The organism is Rurimicrobium arvi, assembly GCF_039540495.1.
GTDB classification, from domain to species: domain Bacteria; phylum Bacteroidota; class Bacteroidia; order Chitinophagales; family Chitinophagaceae; genus Rurimicrobium; species Rurimicrobium arvi.
The window spans coordinates 971879-989492 of the sequence record NZ_BAABEZ010000022.1 but is presented as its reverse complement, the minus strand read 5'-3'; the positions used below and the strand labels follow the sequence as shown (position 1 = coordinate 989492).

General features: G+C 49.4%; 13 protein-coding genes. 7 read left to right on the top strand and 6 right to left on the bottom strand.

Features of this window, described 5'->3' with window-relative positions; genetic code table 11:
• Window positions 1-1504 precede the first annotated feature (1504 nt).
• The 3 genes from ABD846_RS11080 to folK all read right to left on the bottom strand — a co-directional run bounded on the left by ABD846_RS11080 (window position 1505) and on the right by folK (window position 3510).
• The gene (locus ABD846_RS11080) at window positions 1505-1795 is read right to left on the bottom strand and encodes a hypothetical protein (protein ID WP_344826717.1); all 291 of its coding nucleotides are present in this window, start codon (window positions 1793-1795) and stop codon (window positions 1505-1507) included.
• Window positions 1796-1892: 97 nt separating this feature from the next.
• Complete coding sequence (gene trhO / locus ABD846_RS11075; RefSeq protein ID WP_344826715.1) at window positions 1893-2963, bottom strand: oxygen-dependent tRNA uridine(34) hydroxylase TrhO; 1071 nt, start codon at window positions 2961-2963, stop codon at window positions 1893-1895.
• 46 nt (window positions 2964-3009) lie between these two features.
• Window positions 3010-3510, bottom strand: a complete 501-nt coding sequence (gene folK / locus ABD846_RS11070; RefSeq protein ID WP_344826713.1) for a 2-amino-4-hydroxy-6-hydroxymethyldihydropteridine diphosphokinase — start codon at window positions 3508-3510, stop codon at window positions 3010-3012.
• Between the two features lie 76 nt (window positions 3511-3586).
• Between folK and sppA the strand changes: the two genes are divergently transcribed.
• The 3 genes from sppA to ABD846_RS11055 all read left to right on the top strand — a co-directional run bounded on the left by sppA (window position 3587) and on the right by ABD846_RS11055 (window position 9355).
• Window positions 3587-5380, top strand: a complete 1794-nt coding sequence (gene sppA, locus ABD846_RS11065) for a signal peptide peptidase SppA (protein ID WP_344826711.1) — start codon at window positions 3587-3589, stop codon at window positions 5378-5380.
• Between the two features lie 150 nt (window positions 5381-5530).
• The gene (locus tag ABD846_RS11060; protein WP_344826708.1) at window positions 5531-8137 is read left to right on the top strand and encodes a transglutaminase-like domain-containing protein; all 2607 of its coding nucleotides are present in this window, start codon (window positions 5531-5533) and stop codon (window positions 8135-8137) included.
• 9 nt (window positions 8138-8146) lie between these two features.
• A complete protein-coding gene (locus tag ABD846_RS11055; RefSeq protein WP_344826706.1) occupies window positions 8147-9355 on the top strand; it encodes an NAD(P)-dependent oxidoreductase in 1209 nt (402 codons plus the stop codon).
• 21 nt (window positions 9356-9376) lie between these two features.
• Here ABD846_RS11055 and ABD846_RS11050 read toward each other — a convergent pair whose 3' ends face one another.
• Both ABD846_RS11050 and ABD846_RS11045 read right to left on the bottom strand, forming a co-directional pair.
• Window positions 9377-10036 (bottom strand): heme exporter protein CcmB, encoded by a 660-nt coding sequence (locus ABD846_RS11050; protein WP_344826703.1) that lies wholly within the window; start codon window positions 10034-10036, stop codon window positions 9377-9379.
• Window positions 10037-10119: 83 nt separating this feature from the next.
• Window positions 10120-10530: a MaoC family dehydratase gene (locus ABD846_RS11045; protein WP_344826700.1), complete on the bottom strand. Its 411-nt coding sequence runs from the start codon at window positions 10528-10530 to the stop codon at window positions 10120-10122.
• 257 nt (window positions 10531-10787) lie between these two features.
• Here ABD846_RS11045 and ABD846_RS11040 point away from each other — a divergent pair, with 257 nt between their 5' ends.
• From ABD846_RS11040 to ABD846_RS11025, 4 genes are all read left to right on the top strand, one after another.
• A complete protein-coding gene (locus ABD846_RS11040) occupies window positions 10788-12290 on the top strand; it encodes a poly(R)-hydroxyalkanoic acid synthase subunit PhaE (RefSeq protein WP_344826698.1) in 1503 nt (500 codons plus the stop codon).
• Window positions 12291-12463: 173 nt separating this feature from the next.
• On the top strand, window positions 12464-13786 hold the full coding sequence (locus ABD846_RS11035; RefSeq protein ID WP_344826695.1) for a porin: 1323 nt from the start codon (window positions 12464-12466) through the stop codon (window positions 13784-13786).
• Between the two features lie 127 nt (window positions 13787-13913).
• Window positions 13914-14561 (top strand): DUF47 domain-containing protein, encoded by a 648-nt coding sequence (locus ABD846_RS11030; protein ID WP_344826693.1) that lies wholly within the window; start codon window positions 13914-13916, stop codon window positions 14559-14561.
• Between the two features lie 29 nt (window positions 14562-14590).
• The gene (locus ABD846_RS11025) at window positions 14591-16024 is read left to right on the top strand and encodes an inorganic phosphate transporter (RefSeq protein ID WP_344826690.1); all 1434 of its coding nucleotides are present in this window, start codon (window positions 14591-14593) and stop codon (window positions 16022-16024) included.
• Between the two features lie 74 nt (window positions 16025-16098).
• On the opposite strand, the gene ABD846_RS11020 is transcribed toward ABD846_RS11025, so the two are convergent.
• Entirely contained in the window at window positions 16099-17565 is a 1467-nt protein-coding gene (locus ABD846_RS11020) for a trypsin-like peptidase domain-containing protein (RefSeq protein WP_344826688.1), read from the bottom strand.
• Between the last annotated feature and the right edge of the window lie 49 nt (window positions 17566-17614).

The following is a 17614-nucleotide window of genomic DNA, read 5'->3' as shown; positions in this document are numbered from 1 at the left end:
TTCTTAGACCCACCCCCGACCCCTCCCCGGGAGGGGATTTGCTCCGTGTTGAGCATCGTCCAACTTGTGGTGTCCATGCGAGGCGCGCGCACGCAGGAGCCTCCCTCCAAACCTTTGTAGTGTACAAGCCGGTATAAAGTGGGTTGAAACAATAACATACACTACAAAAGGAGTGTGTAAAATGCTGGCACGCGGAACGGGGTTTGAACTACAAGACCTGTTTCCCGGACTACGGGTTAAACATTTAAAACATATAAAAAATTAGTTCTCTTAAGTTCCCTGTATCCGATTGCGGAAAGTACTTGTTAGTGCAGGGTAGAGACTATAAAGAAAAAGCGATGCAGCAGCAGTACTTACATAACAGCGTTCCCGTCCCAGGCTCAGTGCCTGTGCTTCGCTTCGCTTCGCTCATTGGCGCGCAATGACGTTCGGGTTAGGTATTGTTGTCAATAGGTTTTTGCACTGTGCACAATCCCCATTGCGCGTCGAAGCAATCTCTCCAGCACGCCGCTCGCACACGCTGGTTTCCCCTCCATTGGAGGGGATAGGGGTGGGTCTTCATTCGGTGTTTTTACAGTTCGCGCAACTATGATGGTGTGCCGCCTACCTTTTAGGTAGGTGCGCCTTATTCAAAGGGTAGGCCCGCCATACCTAAAGGGTAGGCTCGCCTATTATAAAGGGTACGCCCGCCATACCCAAAGGGTACGCGTGCCTATTACAAGGGGTAGGCCCGCCATACCTAAAGGGTAGGCGCGCCTATTACAAGGGGTAGGCTTGCCTCTTATCAGGGGTAGGCCCGCCATATCTAAAAGGTAGGCTCGCCATACCCAAAGGGTACGCGTACCTATTATAAGGGGTAGGTGCGCCTTATTCAAAGGATAGGCGCGCCTTGCAGAAAGGTAGGTGTGCAGATAATGGATCATTTGTAGTGGTAAATACATCTGTTCCGTTTGCAAATTTCAAAGGAACACTACAAAAGGTTGGGTTACCTTAAGCTATTGTGGAACGAGGTTTGCAAACAATCGGGCATTGCATCATTTAGCGGGATGCATGGATACATGGAATGTACCGGCTTCTTACCCTGGTGGCAGCTTTATAAGATTGGCTGTCGGCCATGGGTGAGGAACCGGGAACTCAGGCCATTCTCAAAGTTGTGAAAGGTGACCGTTCTGTGTGACATGCCCGCAGATAGCATGCAATAGTACCGACAAACCGTGTCGTTCCCCCCGGTGAAACCTAAACTTTGAGAAGACCAATCGTAACAAGATGAAGCGTATAAAAACGGATTATGCCACCCAGTAAAGAACGCCCGGATTTTTTGAGACCCCTTATATACACAGCCCTGGTGCTGCTGCTAGCGAGCCTGATATACCTGTACTTTTTTCTTCCGCTGGGGCTCTGTTTCCCGCGCATGGAATAAACAGCATGCAACGGCTGTAGTACATACCCTTAACAGAAAAGCACCGGAATATTCCGGTGCCTCATTGCTATTGTCATCTTTGCCTTACTGACCATTACCATTACTCGGGCTCAGCGGCGGCATGTTTTCATTGATGCCGTGGTTTACCTGCGTGGCATTGATCTTTTCTTTCTCTCTTGCTTCTTCCTCATCTTTCGTTATCGTATGCGCGTTCATTTTTCCATTCCTCGAACGGAATGTGTCTGCCGTATTGGGTTGCGTGCCCGCACTGCGTTTGGACAAGCGTTTACGGCGACGTACGGATTCTGTGCTGTTTTGTGCGCTCAGATCCTGGATGGACAATGCCAGGGCCAGGAACAAAATAATCTTTTTCATAAAAGTCGTTTTAAAGGTTTGTATTGCAGGCAGCAAAAAGCCGCCTGTATGTAAATGTACAGGCGGCTTTTTCTTATGGGAAGTTTTTTGCAATTGTTTAGGATAGTTCCGGATGCTGCTCCTCTTTCCATTCGTCGCGGTGCTTGCGCAACGGGTGATGCTTCGATTTGCTGAAGATCATCTGTCCTTTGTCGATTCCCTTACGCAATACAGCCTGCTCTTCTTCCGGCAGGTCCGCAATGTCTTTGCAGGCGGCCGAGCAGCAGCCATGATGCTTCTCCGCGCATTCGTCGCATTGGATAAACAGCAGGTGGCAGGCCTGGTTGCGGCAATTGGTATGGGTATCCGCCGGTTTGCCACACTGATGACACTCCGCGATTACATCATCCGTAATGCGTTCGCCGAGCCGGTTGTCAAACACGAAGTTTTTGCCTTTGAACAATACGGGTAATCCCTGTTCTTTCGCTTTGTTGGTATATTCGATGATGCCGCCTTCTATATGGTACACATTGTTGAATCCTTTGTGCAGCATATACGCGCTGGCTTTTTCGCAGCGGATGCCGCCGGTGCAGTACATCACGATCGTCCTGTCTTTCTGATCGGCGAACATGTCGGCCGCCATCGGCAGCTGGTCGCGGAAGGTATCCGAAGGGATCTCTATCGCCCCGTCGAAATGTCCCACTTCAAACTCGTAGTGATTGCGCATGTCGATGACCAGAGTGTCCGGTTTGCCCAGCATTTCATTCACTTCGGAAGCCTTCAGGTATTTACCTCTGCGCTCCATAGAGAATTCCGGGTCGTCGATACCGTCCGCCACGATCTTCGGGCGCACTTTCATCCGCAATACCCAGAATGATTTGCCATCATCTTCCACGGCAATATTCATGCGGATACCGTTAAGCTCCGGAGCGGCTGCGTAAAGCGTCTGCACAAAAGCCTCGTAACGGGAATCCGGAACGCTGATCTGTGCATTGATGCCTTCGGAGGCGATGTAGATACGCCCGAATACTTTTAAGGCCTCAAACTGAATAAAGAGATTGTCGCGGAATGCCTGGGGATCGGCAATGGGGAAATACTGATAGAACGATACTGTCTTACGGGGCTCTGTTTCTTCATAGAGCCTGCGCTTCAGTTCCTCGTTCGAAATTCGGTTGTGTAGCACGCGCATAGTGAACCTTCCTTTTTTTCGATGTTAAGAATGGGCGCAAAGATAATCAATTGTAGTCCTGGTGGCAAGAAAATTCCGTAACAGGAAGCGGATCCGGGCACTCCCTGAGCAGTTCCGCGATGCTTTGCCGCAGCAGTGGGTGTTGCAAATCCGGCGCAATTGCGGCTACAGGAACAAGCGCAAAACGGCGCCGGCTCAGCTCGGGATGGGGGATGTTCAGGGCTGGGGTGCAGATCACCGCGTCGTTGTAAAACAGAATATCAATATCCAGGGTGCGGCTGCCCCATTTTTCGATACGTTGCCTGCCCAGCAGCTGTTCTATGTTTTGTGTAGCGGAAAGCAGGGCTTCGGGATCAAGGGGGGTGCTGAGTTCCAGGGCCTGGTTCAGGAATGCCGGCTGGTCGGTTTTGCCCCATGCCGCCGTCTCATACAGCGGTGAAGAACGATGGATGGTACCTGCCCGCCTGGTAAGCTCAAGCCGCGCAGAACGCAGTAATGCACATCTGTCTCCTTCGTTGCTGCCCAGTAGCAGAATGGTCCTGTTCACCGATTTATTACCGATTTATTTAGGGCAAAGGTATAAACAATGATACCTTTGTCCCACAAGAACAAAAAATCTCATTATGAAACAATTCTTCAAAATGTTTTTTGCCTCTCTGCTGGGCGCGATTGTTGCGAGTGTGATCATAGTGGCATTATCCATAGGGGCGATCATCGGACTGGCTACCAAGGCTGCGTCCACCGCTTCGGAGTCGGAAACGGCAATCAAAGAAAACAGCGTCCTGAAGCTGGATATCGGTAAAACGTTCCATGAGCAGGGTGTGGAAAATGCATTTGCGTTTATGGGAGCGGAAGACGATGCTGCATCCGGTATCTACGAAATTACGCAGGGACTGAAAGTGGCGTCTAAAGACAGCAAGATCAAAGGTCTGATGATCCGTCTCGCTCCAAGCCCTAATAGTTTCGCCACGCTGGAGCAACTGCGCGCGGCGATTGTTGAATTCAAAAAGTCCGGCAAGTTTGTATATGCTTACGGTGAAAGTCTGAGCCAGGGTGCGCTGTACCTTGCTTCCGCCGCCGACAGCGTTTTTGTGAATCCGGCCGGCGATGTGGAACTGAAGGGTCTAGTAAGCCAGATCCCTTTCTTTAAGAATACGCTCGCGAAACTGGAAATTGAACCGGAAATCTTTTATGCAGGTAAATTCAAAAGCGCTACGGAACCTTTCCGTGCCGACAAAATGAGTGAACCGAACCGTCTGCAACTGAGCGCTATCCAGACAGACATCTGGAATGAAATGATCACACGCCTGGCGGAGCATGCGAAGTCTGATACCGCTGCCATCAATCAGCTTGCTCAAACCGGCGCCATCCAGTTTCCGCAGGATGCGCTCGACCATAAGCTTATCGACGGTATCCGTTACTGGGATCAGGTGGAGACTATGCTGAAAGCTAAGCTGGACGTGAAAGAGAAAAAAGAGATCAGCTATGCTTCTTTTGATGACCTGGCCGATAAAGATCCGGAAGACAATGATGCGAAAGACGGTCGCGTAGCGGTGATCTTCGCCGAAGGTCAGATCAGCGATGGTGAGGCCAACGGGGATTATGAAATCACAGACAGGAACCTGGTACAAACCATCCGCAAAGTGCGCGATGCTGATAAAGTAAAAGCAGTGGTGCTGCGCGTGAATTCCCCGGGCGGAAGTGCAAGAGCCTCTGAAATCATCCTGCGCGAGCTGCAGTTGCTGCACAAGAAAAAACCTGTGGTGGTATCTATGGGTGATGTGGCAGCCTCCGGCGGATATTATATCTCCTGTGCTGCAGACAGTGTGTTTGCGATGCCTACCACCATTACCGGAAGTATCGGTGTGTTCTCCATGATGTTCAATACTGAAAAGCTGATGAACAATAAACTGGGTATTACGTTCGACGAAGTGAAAAATGCACCTTATGCAGATTTCCCGAATGGTATGCGCAAAATGACACCTGAGGAAGGAGCCATGATGCAACGCAGTGTCGATACGATCTATGCGATCTTCAAACGCCACGTGGCGGAAGCGCGTAAAATGAACGTCGACGATGTGGATTCCATCGCTCAGGGTCGTGTATGGACAGGTAAAGCGGCTATGGGCATCGGACTGGTGGACGGACTGGGTAATCTGGACCGTGCAGTACGCAGTGCAGCCGCCCTGGCAAAAATAAATGACTACGAAGTGCGCACTTATCCGGAAAAAGTTGATAAATTGAAGTCGCTGATGCGCCGTATCAAAGGCGGGTCTTCTTCCGAAGAAGCGATTGCGAAGGCTATCGTTAAGGAAATGGGTTCGGTAAACGCCCGTGAGTTAATGACGCTGAAGCAATTCTACAATATGAATGGCCGTTCGATGGCATTGATGCCGTTCCGGTTGACAATACGCTAAACTGTTTTCATCCTCTAAGTTTTGCCCCCGCCCAATCCATCCTCGGGCGGGGGTTTTTATGTGCTATAAAGCAGTTAAAAGACTGATAAAATAGCGGCAGGCGCCGGGATAAATCAGACAAAAAGGTTGTAGGTTTGAGCACCTGATATTATGAAGATACAACGTGCATCACCTGTAAACGAGACGCTTGCCCGGTTGCTGTCCCTGGTACTGCCTACGGCTGTTGTGGGTTATTTTCTGCTCTGGAATGCGAATGCCTATTTCTCCATCCTGCAGAACCAGGCCTGGTCGCAGACACTGATATTACTTACCGGTATGGCGGGCGCTGCAGTTTTTTACGCTTTCCGGTTCCGTTTCATCACTACCTTCCTGATACTGCTTGCGGTGTTGTACAGTATGTACACCGGGCTGGATCATACGGCTGTGGGTGAGTTTGATACCTTCTTTCTTTCGGTTCGCTTCCTGATCTTTTCGTTCCTTTTCGGTGCGGGCTGGTTGCTGGGAGCTGCGTTCACGCGATGGCGCTATGCACATTTCTTTATTGCTGCGGCAGTGCTGGTGAGCTGTATCTACATCTTCGCCAAGATCCGTACCGAAACCACCACGCAACTGTTGCAGGCTTACCTGCCCTCGGTGCTGTATGCTGTGTACATCATTTTTGCTGCAGAGCAGATATTCAACTATCGCGACAAATCCGACCGTTTCTGGTGGTACATGGTACGCCGCTTGTTTTTGTTCCTCGTGCTGGTGACGGCTGTGGGTGGTCTGGTGCTGTACGAAATGTCGGGAAAGTTTGAGGCGGCTGTGGCCGAGGCGGGAGGTAAAGGTCAGAAAGGAGATGAGAGCGGAATGCTGAAGAAGAACCAGGATGGTACTTTCGACCTGAAAGATTATTCGCAGCTGAAGAGCCAGCAGGGCAGGTCGAACGAATTATTGTTTGCGGCACACATAGACAACTTTTTTCCGCAGTCGGATATTCCTAATCCCCTGTACCTCACTGCATTTTACTACACGAAGTTCGACACCTCCACCGAAACCTTCGAACGGGATAAGCAAATCCCGCGCAACGATCTGTTTGAACCCGATGTGTCTAAAATTCCTATGTACGCAACGCGTACGGATTCCACCGTGCTGAAAAATGCGATGGCAGACAAGGCAAGGCGCACGGTTGAGGTAGAGGTGTACAACCGGGGTTTATCTCCGTCTACCTACCTCGCACCCAATACCGGTTTCTTTGTGCAGCCGATAGCGGTGGATAAGGACTTCCGCGGACAATTCCGCTCTGCTTTCCGCGCGAAGGGTTATGTGTCTGAACTGAACAGCGCATATTTTATTTACAACGCGAAGGATCCGCAGGTGAAATCGTTCCAGGAACAGCGTTTCCAGGTGTTGCGCTCCGCAACAGATTACTCTGGAGTGGACCGGCAGTTCCTCACATATTATACGCAGATGCCGCGCGATGCGAAGTTTGCGCGTATTACGGAGCTTACACGCCGTATCACTGCCAATGCAAAAACACCGGTGGACAAAGTGCTCGCTATCCGCGATTATTTCCTTTCGAAAGACGAAGACGGCAAGCAATTGTTCTCTTATACCGATAACCCCGGGGTGCCGGATATACCCAGCGCATCCAAGCTGATGTATTTCCTGTTCGACAATCACAAAGGCTATTGCGCCTACTACGCAGGTGCTACCTTGTTTATGCTGCGTTCGGTGGGCATCCCCTCACGTATTACGGTGGGCTTTCTCACGATAGACCGCAGCGACAAGAATAAGGGCTGGTACTGGTACTATGCCGATCAGGCGCATGCCTGGGTGCAGGTATATTTTCCGGGTTTCGGCTGGCTGGATTTTGACACTACGGTCGGGAACGACGATGCGCAGGAAAGTCCTACACCGGACGGAACGCCGCCGCTGCAGCCGCCGCATGCCTGGTTTGCAGCAGAGGGACAAATAGTATCTGTGGACACGCTGCGCAAAACCATGCGCCTGCGCAGTACGAATGTGATTTTTCACGATAAGGAAGTGAAAGCGGATAAGGCTCCGGCGGAAGTGCTGTTGGACGTTTCAATCGCCAACCTGCAGCGCGACAGCGTGAATATATCCCTGAATGAGGTACATCCTGGAGACTCTGCCACGGCGGTAAGCTATGCCGAAGCGTTGAAACTCGCTCCGGATGCACGTGCAGGAGAATCTGCGGCACAGCTGATTGCCCGACTGAAAAATCCTTTACCCACAGATGATGTATACCTGCGCAAGACACCTGAGCAGCGCAGGGAAGAGCAGGCCGCAGCCGCGAAGGCTCCGAAACCCCGTTCCTGGAAGCAGTGGTTCATTGCGGCGGGTATCGGTGCCGGCGTGTTGTTGCTGCTGTTCTTCCTGAGCCCCTGGCTGATTTTTACGTTTATGCGCACAGCGGCAGGGAATTCAAAAGACGGGCGTAAGGCTTATTGGGTATACCAGGCGCTGAACTTTTACCTGCATCAGCTCGGTTACTTCCGCGAGCGGCTTACCCCGCAGGTCTATGCGCAGCAGCGTATCGATCCGGAATTCGGCACAGCGTTCGCACGCTTTATGCAGCTGTACCTGAAGCTGAAATATGCGCCACAGCCGTTAACGCCGGCGGAGCATCAGTTTGTCGCATCCATGCTTCCGGAGACGCTGGCAAAAGTGCGTGGTCGTATCCCGTTGCGTAAGCGGATGGCGGCCTTTTTACGCCCCTTGCGCGCATTTGCGTATTTTAGCAGCCGAACCTAACCAATTTTTATGCTGATAGGCCTGATCAGAGAACGAAAAAATCCACCCGATACCAGAGTGCCGTTCACACCCAAGCAGTGTGCGGAGATCATGCATGACTATCCGCAGGTGCGCATTGTTGCAGAGACTTCTGAAACACGCTGCTATTCGGACGAGGAGTATCGCCGGGAAGGTGTGGAAGTGGTAACGGATATGAGCGACTGTGATGTATTGCTGGGCGTGAAGGAAGTGCCGAAGCAGGAATTGATTCCGGGCAAAACGTACTTTTTCTTTTCGCATACCAAGAAGATGCAGTCTTATAATAAGCCGCTGATGCGCGAAATGATCCGCAAGGGTATCCGCATGATCGACTACGAATGTCTTACGCACACAGATGGCCAGCGTATCCTGGGATTCGGCTTCTTTGCAGGTGTGGTGGGTGCTCATAACGGCATTCTTACCTACGGCCGCAAGCACGGGCTGTTTACGCTGCCTAAAGCATGCGATATCAACAGTTATGCAGAGCTGCTTTCGTTTTATGATCAGTTGCGCCTGCCGAATATAAAAATTGCCGTTACCGGCTCCGGAAAAGTTACATCGGGTGTACTTGAAATATTGTCGCACCTGGATATCCAGTCGATAGAGCCGGAAGATTACCTGAACAATGAATATGATTATCCGGTTTATACCTTACTGAAGGGTGGGGGACTGTATAGCCGTAAAGATGGCAAGCCTTATAACCGGGAAGATTTTCATCAGCATCCTTCCGAATACGAAACTCTTTTTCCGAAGTTTCTGCCGCATACCGATATCCTGATGAACGGCATTTACTGGGATCAGCAGATCCCGCGTCTGTTTACCAATGAAGACGTGCAGCGGGACGATTTCCGCGTAAGCGTGATTGCCGATATTACCTGTGATCCTTTCGGGTCGGTGCCGGTGAACCTGGGCGCTTCAACCATTGCAGATCCGGTGTATGGTGTAGACCGGAAGTCGCTCCGGCAGGTGGAACCTTTCCGGGACGACAAAGGAATAGTGGACATTATGGCTGTGGATAACCTGCCCAATGAATTGCCGCGTGATGCCTCGAAATATTTTGGCGCCCACTTTGAAAAATATGTACTCGACCCATTGCTGGAAGGTTACGATAATGATCTGATCAGACGTGCGACGATCTGTGCGGATGGTAAGCTGCTGCCGCGTTATGCATATATGTCCGATTACGCCTATAACGATTAGCGGCCTTAGCGACGGCAGGAATTATTCTTTCCAGAGAAACGGGAACAGGATCAGGCTGAGTACGAATATCAGCAGGATGAGTCCGCCCATTACGCCCGCGAGCGTTCCCCATCCTTCCTGGTAAACCGGCATTACCGTTTTTACCGCAAGCCGGCTCAGGATCATGAGCACGGGTGTGATGATCGGAAATCCCAAAATCGCCATCAACGCAGCGTTCTGGTTGGCCTTGGCGGCAATAGCCGACAGAAAAGTGAACACGCCGGATAAAGCAACACTGCCTATTGATGCAACGGCAATGAATAAAGACGCCTGTTTCAGCGGATTGCCCAGCATCAGCGAAAACAGACCGAGTGTAAGGAGCGAGATCAGCAGCTGCAATACGATATTGTAGATCATCTTTGCCGCCATGAATGAGCCCGGGGCTACCAGCGTGAAATAATAGCGATAGCGTGCCTGAGATTCCTGCAGGAAGCTTTTTGCGACGGCATTCACCGACACGAATAGCTGCAACAGCCAGAAAAGGGCGTTCCAGACTTTCGGATCTGATTGTCCGTTGAGCATCATATACACGGCAAATACTGTAGACCCCACGTAGAGCAACACACCGAAAAGCGTGTGTTTTTGCCGCCATTCGATGAGGGCATCTTTGCGTATCAGGTACAGTACATGTTGCAGATTCATAAGCGGCGGCTAAGGTAGGAAGGATTTCTAAAAAGATAAAGGCGCATCCTGAGACGCGCCTTCAACAACGGAGCGGTTGGCCGCTACCAGATATATTGTTTCTTGTTCAGCAGCATGGCCTCTCCGGCAATCGTCTGATCGCCGGTTTCCACATCAAATACTTCACAGTTATACAGAATACGGTTCTTATCGGGGAATATTTCCTTTACGGTTACCACGGCTTCATATGTGCGGTCGGTGAACATCGGGCGCAGCCATTTGATATTCTGGCTCATATACACGTGTCCGTCGGCATACCAGAGTGCACCGAATATTTTGGTGAATACGCTGGCGCCCAGGAATCCGTGAATGATCCTTCTGCCGAACATGCTGGCGGCTCCGGCTGCTTCGTCGATATGGAGCGGGTTGGTGTCTCCGCTTACGCGGGCGTAGGTGTCTACATCGTCCTGTGTGTAGCTGAATTTGTGTCTGAAAGAGTCTCCGATTTGAAGCATAACGATACGTTTTATGGCTAAAATAGCCTTTTTTGATTTCAGATGAAACCGTAATGCAAGATGTTTTTTTTAAATTATCGGGAGGGTTACCAAATATTAATAGTTACGTTAAAGTAATGTTAGGGGTCGGAAATAGTCCGCTTATTAACATTAAATAAATTTTTGTGACGTACATTTGCGGCGCCAAAAGCATCCTTTTGCGGCAGGATAAAGTCGCACAACAATTAAGACCTTTTAATAATCATAAAAATCTCAAAATGGCAAAGCTGAATGGCAGCAACTTTATGGAAAGTATGCTGGAAACGCAAAAGAACATGGTGGATACGATGGTGGAGAACACCAAGAAGATGACTAACGGCAACACCGTTATCAACGAGACCATCAACAAAGGCAGCGAGTGGTATAACAACTGGCTCGACAGTCAGAAGAAAGCCATCAGCGCTACAACTGAGAAAGCCGAAACTTTCGGCTCTGCAGCTCAGGAGCAGGCCAATAAAATGAACGAACAATTCACCAACTGGCAGACACGCCAGATGGATGCTGCGAAACAGCTTTGGGACATGAACCAGAACTGGTTTAAATCCAGCGCTGATCAGGCGAGAACTTTTGATATGAGCAATCCAACTGCTTTATATCAGGCCTGGTATCAGCAAATGAATAACATGATGAACAATATGACGCAGCAAAACTGGATGAACCAATTCCAGAACTGGAGCAAATCCTTTATGCCGCAGCAGAATCCGTTCTCTATGGATCAGTTCAGGAACTACTCCGACAATATGACGAGCCTGTTCAACCAGTACACAGAAATGATGAACTACAATATGGCTTCTATGCAGAAGTCATTCCAGGCAGGTACGCCACAGGAAGCATTCAAAAACATGATGAATGTGAACAACGGTTTCATGCGTTTCATGGAACTGTGGTCACCTATGATGAGCGCTATCCAGAATAAAACTTTCAATATGGACGCATTCCGCAAAATGACGGATCCGGGTATGATGAAAGGTTTTATGGACAACCTGTTCGGACTGATGCCTGATCCGACACAACATTATTTCAACGGACTGCGTCAGCTGATGCAGGACGGTATGAAACAGGTGAATGTATGGGATAGTTTCCGTCAGATGAAAGGAATGATGGGTGGTATGATGCCGTCTTTCGCTCCGAACGAAATGATGGAAAACAGCCTTGGCTATTACAACACCATGCGCAATTCCCTGAACAGCGTATTTGCTCCTATGGGCAAAATGATGGGCCAGAACGAGTACACACGTGCCATGACTGACTGGTCGGACATTGCTGATAAAATGATCGTATTCAGCATCAAAAATGCAGAAATGCAGACGATGATCTACGAGAAAGGAACAAAGGTGATGGAAAAAGTTGCCGAGTCTATCGTAAACAAACAGGAGAATGGTGAAGAAGTAGGTTCCCTGATGGCATTGTACCAGGAGTGGCTGAACATCAGCGATGCTGAATTTGTAACCCTGTTCGAAAGCGATGCGTATGCACAGGTAATGGCTGATGTGGCTTCTCTGAAAATGAAGCTTGGTAAGGAAATCGATATGAAGCTGGAGAAAATGTTCAGCAACATCCCGGTTGCCACACGCAGCGATATGGAAGAAGTGTACAAAATGGTATACGACCTCAAAAAGCAGGTACGTCAGCTGGAAAAAATGCTGGATATGGAAACTGCAGAAGAGGAAGAAGTTGCTCCTGCAAAGCCAAATGCTGCACGGAAAAACGCTAAGAAATAAGCAGAAAAACAGTGTTGAAGAAGGCCACCCGTAAATGGGTGGCCTTCTGTTTTTCAAGGGTTTGCGCCTTACGAAACGCATGTAACCTCAATATTAAGTAATTATTAATTCTGGGTTATATTATTCCTTCTGCGCGGACCCGGGATTACTTTTGCCGAAATTTTAAACGGCAGATGATTAAAAAAATTACACTGTGTTTTTGTTTAGTGCTGGTAGCGTTCGCAGGCGATGTGTCGGCGCAGCGTTTCCTTACCGACATGATGGATACCACCACGCCACAGGGCAAGGGTCTTTATCCGATCTTTAATGAGCATGACCGCATGCGTTTCGGCGGGTATATGCAGCCTCAGTTTCAGGCTACAGGCAGCAATGGCGTGAAAAGCTTCGAAGGCGGAGATTTCGCTCCGAATTCTTCCAATCGCTTTATGTTGCGCCGTGGTCGTATCCGTATCGACTATTCCCACTTCAACAGTGACCGTCAGCCGCTGGCGTTCTTCGCTTTCCAGTTCGACGGTACAGAGCGCGGCGTTGCGATCCGCGATTTCTGGGGTCGTTTCTTCGAAAATAAATACCAGTTCTTCGCCGTTACGGCGGGTATGTTTGCGCGCCCTATGGGCTTTGAGGTCAACCTGTCCTCCTCCGACCGTGAAAGCCCGGAGCGTGGCCGTATGTCGCAGACATTGATGAAAACGGAGCGCGATATCGGAGTGATGTTCACATTTGATCCGCGTAAAAAAAGTTTTCCGATCAAATGGCTGAAGGCAGATCTGGGAATCTTCAACGGGCAGGGTCTTTCCGGTACCACTGATTATGATAATCATAAAGACCTGATCGGCCGTATCAGTATGAAGCCCTGGAAGATCAATAAGGCGGGATGGAAGCTGAGTGCCTCCGTTTCGGGTTATCTCGGTGGCATCACTAATCAGGGCCAGACCTGGGCGCAGGTACAGGGAAGCGGTGCCAACGCCCGTTTTGTGATCGATACCAATGCGAATCATTTCAACCAGATTACGCCACGCCGTTACTACGGTGCGGATATACAGCTCCGGATTCCGAATCATAAAGGAGCGACTGAATTCCGTGCCGAAACGATCCGCGGACAGCAAACGGCTACTTTTGCCTCCAGTGAAACGCCTGGTGTATATCCAGTATCCTCTCCCGGTACACCGCAGACTTTATATACCCGTAACTTTGCCGGAGGTTACATTTACTTCCTGCAACATCTGGGGACAGACCGCCTGCAGCTGGTACTGAAATATGATTGGTATGATCCGAATACGAATGTAAAGGGAACGGATATTACCGCTGCAAAAGGTTTTTCTGCGGCTGATGTTCGGTATGACACTTTCGGCGGCGGCTTTGTATATATGATCAATGCGCATGTGAAATCGACGATCTATTATGCACAGGTGATGAATGAAAAAACACAGATCGCAGGTCTGACAGATGATGTGAATGATAATGTGTTTACGTGGCGGCTGCAATACCGGTTCTAGCCAGCGTGTAATGTCGCTGTTGTATATGAATCCAAGGTTATCTTATTATTAAATAGCCCGGGAACAGAAAGCCGGGCGGCAAATTCAACTAATTTTACAACCTCTTTTCAAACAAATAAAAAGTTTTATGGGACTTAATTCCTTCGTGAAATTCTTCACACCAAAAGACCGCATTTTCTATTCTCTTTTCGAAGAAGTGGCGTCTAACCTCACAGCGATGAGTGCTCGTTTCGAGCAGGCGATCAACGAAACCGATCAGAAGAAACGCAATGAGATGCTGAATGCTTTGGAAGACATGGAGCATAAGAATGATGATGCTACCCACCGTCTGTTCATCGAACTGGGTCAGAACTTCATCACTCCGTTTGATCGTGAAGATATTCACTATCTCGCTACGGCACTGGATGATATCGCGGATTTCATCTGGGCTTCTGCAAAGCGTATCGTGAATTACAACATTGAGGATACTAATGATACCATGCGCCAGTTTGCTCATGTGATCGGCAAATCGGTGAATGCACTGGCCGCTGCGATCAAGGAACTGAGAAACATGAAAAACCTGAAAGAGATTACTCAGGCCTGTGTGCATGTAAACAGCTTTGAGAATGAGGCGGACGATATTCTGGATAGTGCGCTTACCCAATTATTCCTGCTGGAAACAGATGCTATCGAACTGATCAAGAAAAAGGAACTGTATCAGGATATGGAATTCGTGACCGATAAATGCGAAGATGCTGCAAACGTGATCGAATCTATCATTATCAAATACTCTTAATCCTTTTATCCTGACTCAATAAGCATATTATGACCATATTACTTATCGTCATCATTGCGCTGGCGTTGGTTTTCGACTATATCAATGGTTTCCATGATGCAGCCAACTCTATTGCAACTGTAGTGTCTACCAAAGTGCTGTCTCCTTTCCAGGCGGTATTGTGGGCAGCACTGTTCAACTTTGCGGCGTTCTTTATTTTTAAAGATCATGGTGTGGCGAATACTATCGCGAAGACGGTGCATGAGGCAGACATTACGCTGCCGGTGATCCTGGCCGGTCTGATAGCGGCCATTACCTGGAACCTGCTTACCTGGTGGTTCGGGATTCCTTCCAGCTCTTCCCACACGCTGATCGGGGGATTCGCGGGTGCCGCAATTGCGCATGCGGGCTTTCAATCGATTGAGGTCGGAACAATTGTAAAGATCACCAGCTTTATCTTCCTGGCCCCGCTGGTCGGAATGGTCATCGCATTTATCATCTCGCTGTGGTTTCTGAATTCTTTCCGCAAAACCCTGGCTCCGAAAATTGTTTCCCTCCTGATTATAGCGGCAACCGTTTTTATTGTGAACAACTCATTTGAGCGCCATATTGTAAAGGTGCTGGGCTTTAAAAAGCTTGAGAAGACCGAACAGGGAGTTGAGATCAAGGAATTGCCGAACAAATCCGCGGCCCAGAATATGGGTTTCAAAAAAGGAGATGTGATCCTTTCTGTTGACGGACAGGCGGTGCATGAATCGAAAGAACTGAATGCTATCCTGGATGCCCATCAATACGGAGATGCTTTCAGCTTTACGGTGATCCGCAAAGAAGAACAAAAGACAGTTGAGTCTGTTTACAAACCCCGTTTTGAATCAAGAACATTGAACTTCATCACCCACGGTGAGAACGTTAAATGGCTGATGATCGGATTCATCGTAATCGCGATCGCATTGTTCTCTTTGTTCCTGAGTGCATTGAACTATGCACAGAGCGAACGCTGGTTTAAACGGATGCAGCTGATTTCTTCTGCTGCGTTCAGTATCGGTCACGGAGGTAACGACTCCCAAAAAGTAATGGGTATTATCACGGTGGCGCTGATTGCAGGTAACCAGATCAAGAGCTTTGACCAGATGCCTACCTGGGTGCCGCTTTCCTGCTATACGGTTATCGCGCTCGGTACAATGAGCGGAGGCTGGAAGATCATCAAAACGATGGGTTCCCGCATCACGAAAGTAACGCCATTTGAAGGTGTGGCTGCGGAGACTGCGGGAGCATTAACCCTTTTTATTACCGAAATGCTGAAGATACCGGTAAGTACCACACACACCATTACCGGTTCTATTATCGGGGTAGGTGCCACTAAACGCCTTTCTGCGGTTCGCTGGGGTGTGACGATCAACCTGCTCTGGGCCTGGATCCTTACAATTCCTGTAAGTGCAGTGCTGGCGGCTATTGCCTACGGCATCATCGCATTCTTTTCGTAACAGTAGTTTTTCCGGCTATAAAAAAAGGTATCGGCGTAAACCGATACCTTTTTTGTTTTTGTATGGAGACGGCATTACCGAGCCGGGATATTGTAATAATACATGCCGTTCCTGTCCGGATAAAATCCTTCCAGTTGTATGTCGTTGCGGGAAGAAAGAGCTTCCTCTACAGCAGTCACGGTATTTACCGGGTTCCCGTTGATGCCTGTGATAATATATCCGTCGCGCATACGTGCTTTTGCCAGCAATCCTTCGCCCACCTTCTTTACGGTAATTCCGGCTTCAATACCATATTTGCGTTTTTCAGCTGCGGACAATTCCCCAAGTGAGGCTCCTGTAAGTGGTGAGGCTACTTCGTCTTTAACCACGTCGGTAGTTCCGTTGATGTTTTTGAGTTCCACACTGGTGCTTTGCTCACGGCCGTTACGCAGGTAGGTGACGCTGATATGATCCCCCGGTTTGTAGCGTGCAACCTGTTCGTTGAGCTCCGGTATGGTAGTTACTTTGCTGCTGTTGATCGCCGTAATGAAATCACCTTTCTGAATACCTGCGGCTTTTGCACCACCTTTATCTGATACTCCGGCAACAAATACGCCTTCCGTTTCGGTGAGCTTATACGTTTTGATTTCATCCGGAGTGGCGTATTTGAAGTCTCTCGGTTCGATGCCCAGGAAACCGCGTTGTACCGTACCATACTGGATAATATCGGCTGCTGCTTTTTTTACGATGTTTGCCGGTATGGCGTAAGAATAGCCGGTGTAGCTTCCGGTGAGCGAAGCGATGGCAGAGTTGATGCCGATCAGCTGACCTGTGGCATTTACAAGCGGACCGCCGCTGTTGCCCGGATTTACCGCAGCATCTGTTTGTATGAACGATTCTATCGCCGAACGTCCCCTTGTACCTGCGGCACCGATCGTGCGGCCTTTGGCGCTCACGATACCGGCCGTAACGGTGGCGTCAAGAGAAAGGGGATAACCCACCGCCAGTACCCATTCGCCGAGGTGCACATCATCGGAATTGCCGAATTCCATAAAGGGCAGGTTTTTCTCGTCGATCTTCAGAATCGCGATATCGGTTGAAGGGTCGGTGCCGATCACTTTGGCTTGTCTGGTATTACGGTCGTTAAAAGTAACTGTAACCACATCGGCGCCGTTCACTACGTGGTTGTTGGTAACGATATATCCGTCGGGAGAGATCACCACACCGCTGCCGGAACCCATTTGCTCGGGTGTGCGGTATTGGCGGAAATAATTATCACCGAACATTTCTGCAAAGGGGTCTCGTGCCACAACCGTACGGGAGTTAATGGTTGTCTTAATATGTACGACTGCCTTTACGCTGCTTTCCGCCGCATTACGGAAATCGACGGGCGCGCCTTTGACGGGCCCGTTTTCAGAGCTGTAGCTCACATAATTCACGGGTAACTGTCGGGAAGAATCCCAGAGTACCGGGTCGCTTTTTGAAAACTGTTTGACCGCAAAAATCGTGCCCACACTGGTGAGCGCGGCTGTAAGGATTACGGGAACAAGATTGCTTTTCATGATTTGTTGTGTTTTGCGTATCCAAAAATAGAAATCAGTAAAAATTGGA

Bases quoted from the DNA above. Each gene is read 5' to 3' on its own strand.
- ABD846_RS11035 (WP_344826695.1), top strand. From the start codon at position 12,464: ATGATTAAAAAAATTACACTGTGTTTTTGTTTAGTGCTGGTAGCGTTC.
- ABD846_RS11045 (WP_344826700.1), bottom strand. From the start codon at position 10,530: ATGCTTCAAATCGGAGACTCTTTCAGACACAAATTCAGCTACACACAG.
- ABD846_RS11025 (WP_344826690.1), top strand. From the start codon at position 14,591: ATGACCATATTACTTATCGTCATCATTGCGCTGGCGTTGGTTTTCGAC.
- ABD846_RS11050 (WP_344826703.1), bottom strand. From the start codon at position 10,036: ATGAATCTGCAACATGTACTGTACCTGATACGCAAAGATGCCCTCATC.
- ABD846_RS11080 (WP_344826717.1), bottom strand. From the start codon at position 1,795: ATGAAAAAGATTATTTTGTTCCTGGCCCTGGCATTGTCCATCCAGGAT.
- ABD846_RS11020 (WP_344826688.1), bottom strand. From the start codon at position 17,565: ATGAAAAGCAATCTTGTTCCCGTAATCCTTACAGCCGCGCTCACCAGT.
- trhO (WP_344826715.1), bottom strand. From the start codon at position 2,963: ATGCGCGTGCTACACAACCGAATTTCGAACGAGGAACTGAAGCGCAGG.
- ABD846_RS11060 (WP_344826708.1), top strand. From the start codon at position 5,531: ATGAAGATACAACGTGCATCACCTGTAAACGAGACGCTTGCCCGGTTG.
- sppA (WP_344826711.1), top strand. From the start codon at position 3,587: ATGAAACAATTCTTCAAAATGTTTTTTGCCTCTCTGCTGGGCGCGATT.
- ABD846_RS11030 (WP_344826693.1), top strand. From the start codon at position 13,914: ATGGGACTTAATTCCTTCGTGAAATTCTTCACACCAAAAGACCGCATT.
- ABD846_RS11055 (WP_344826706.1), top strand. From the start codon at position 8,147: ATGCTGATAGGCCTGATCAGAGAACGAAAAAATCCACCCGATACCAGA.
- ABD846_RS11040 (WP_344826698.1), top strand. From the start codon at position 10,788: ATGGCAAAGCTGAATGGCAGCAACTTTATGGAAAGTATGCTGGAAACG.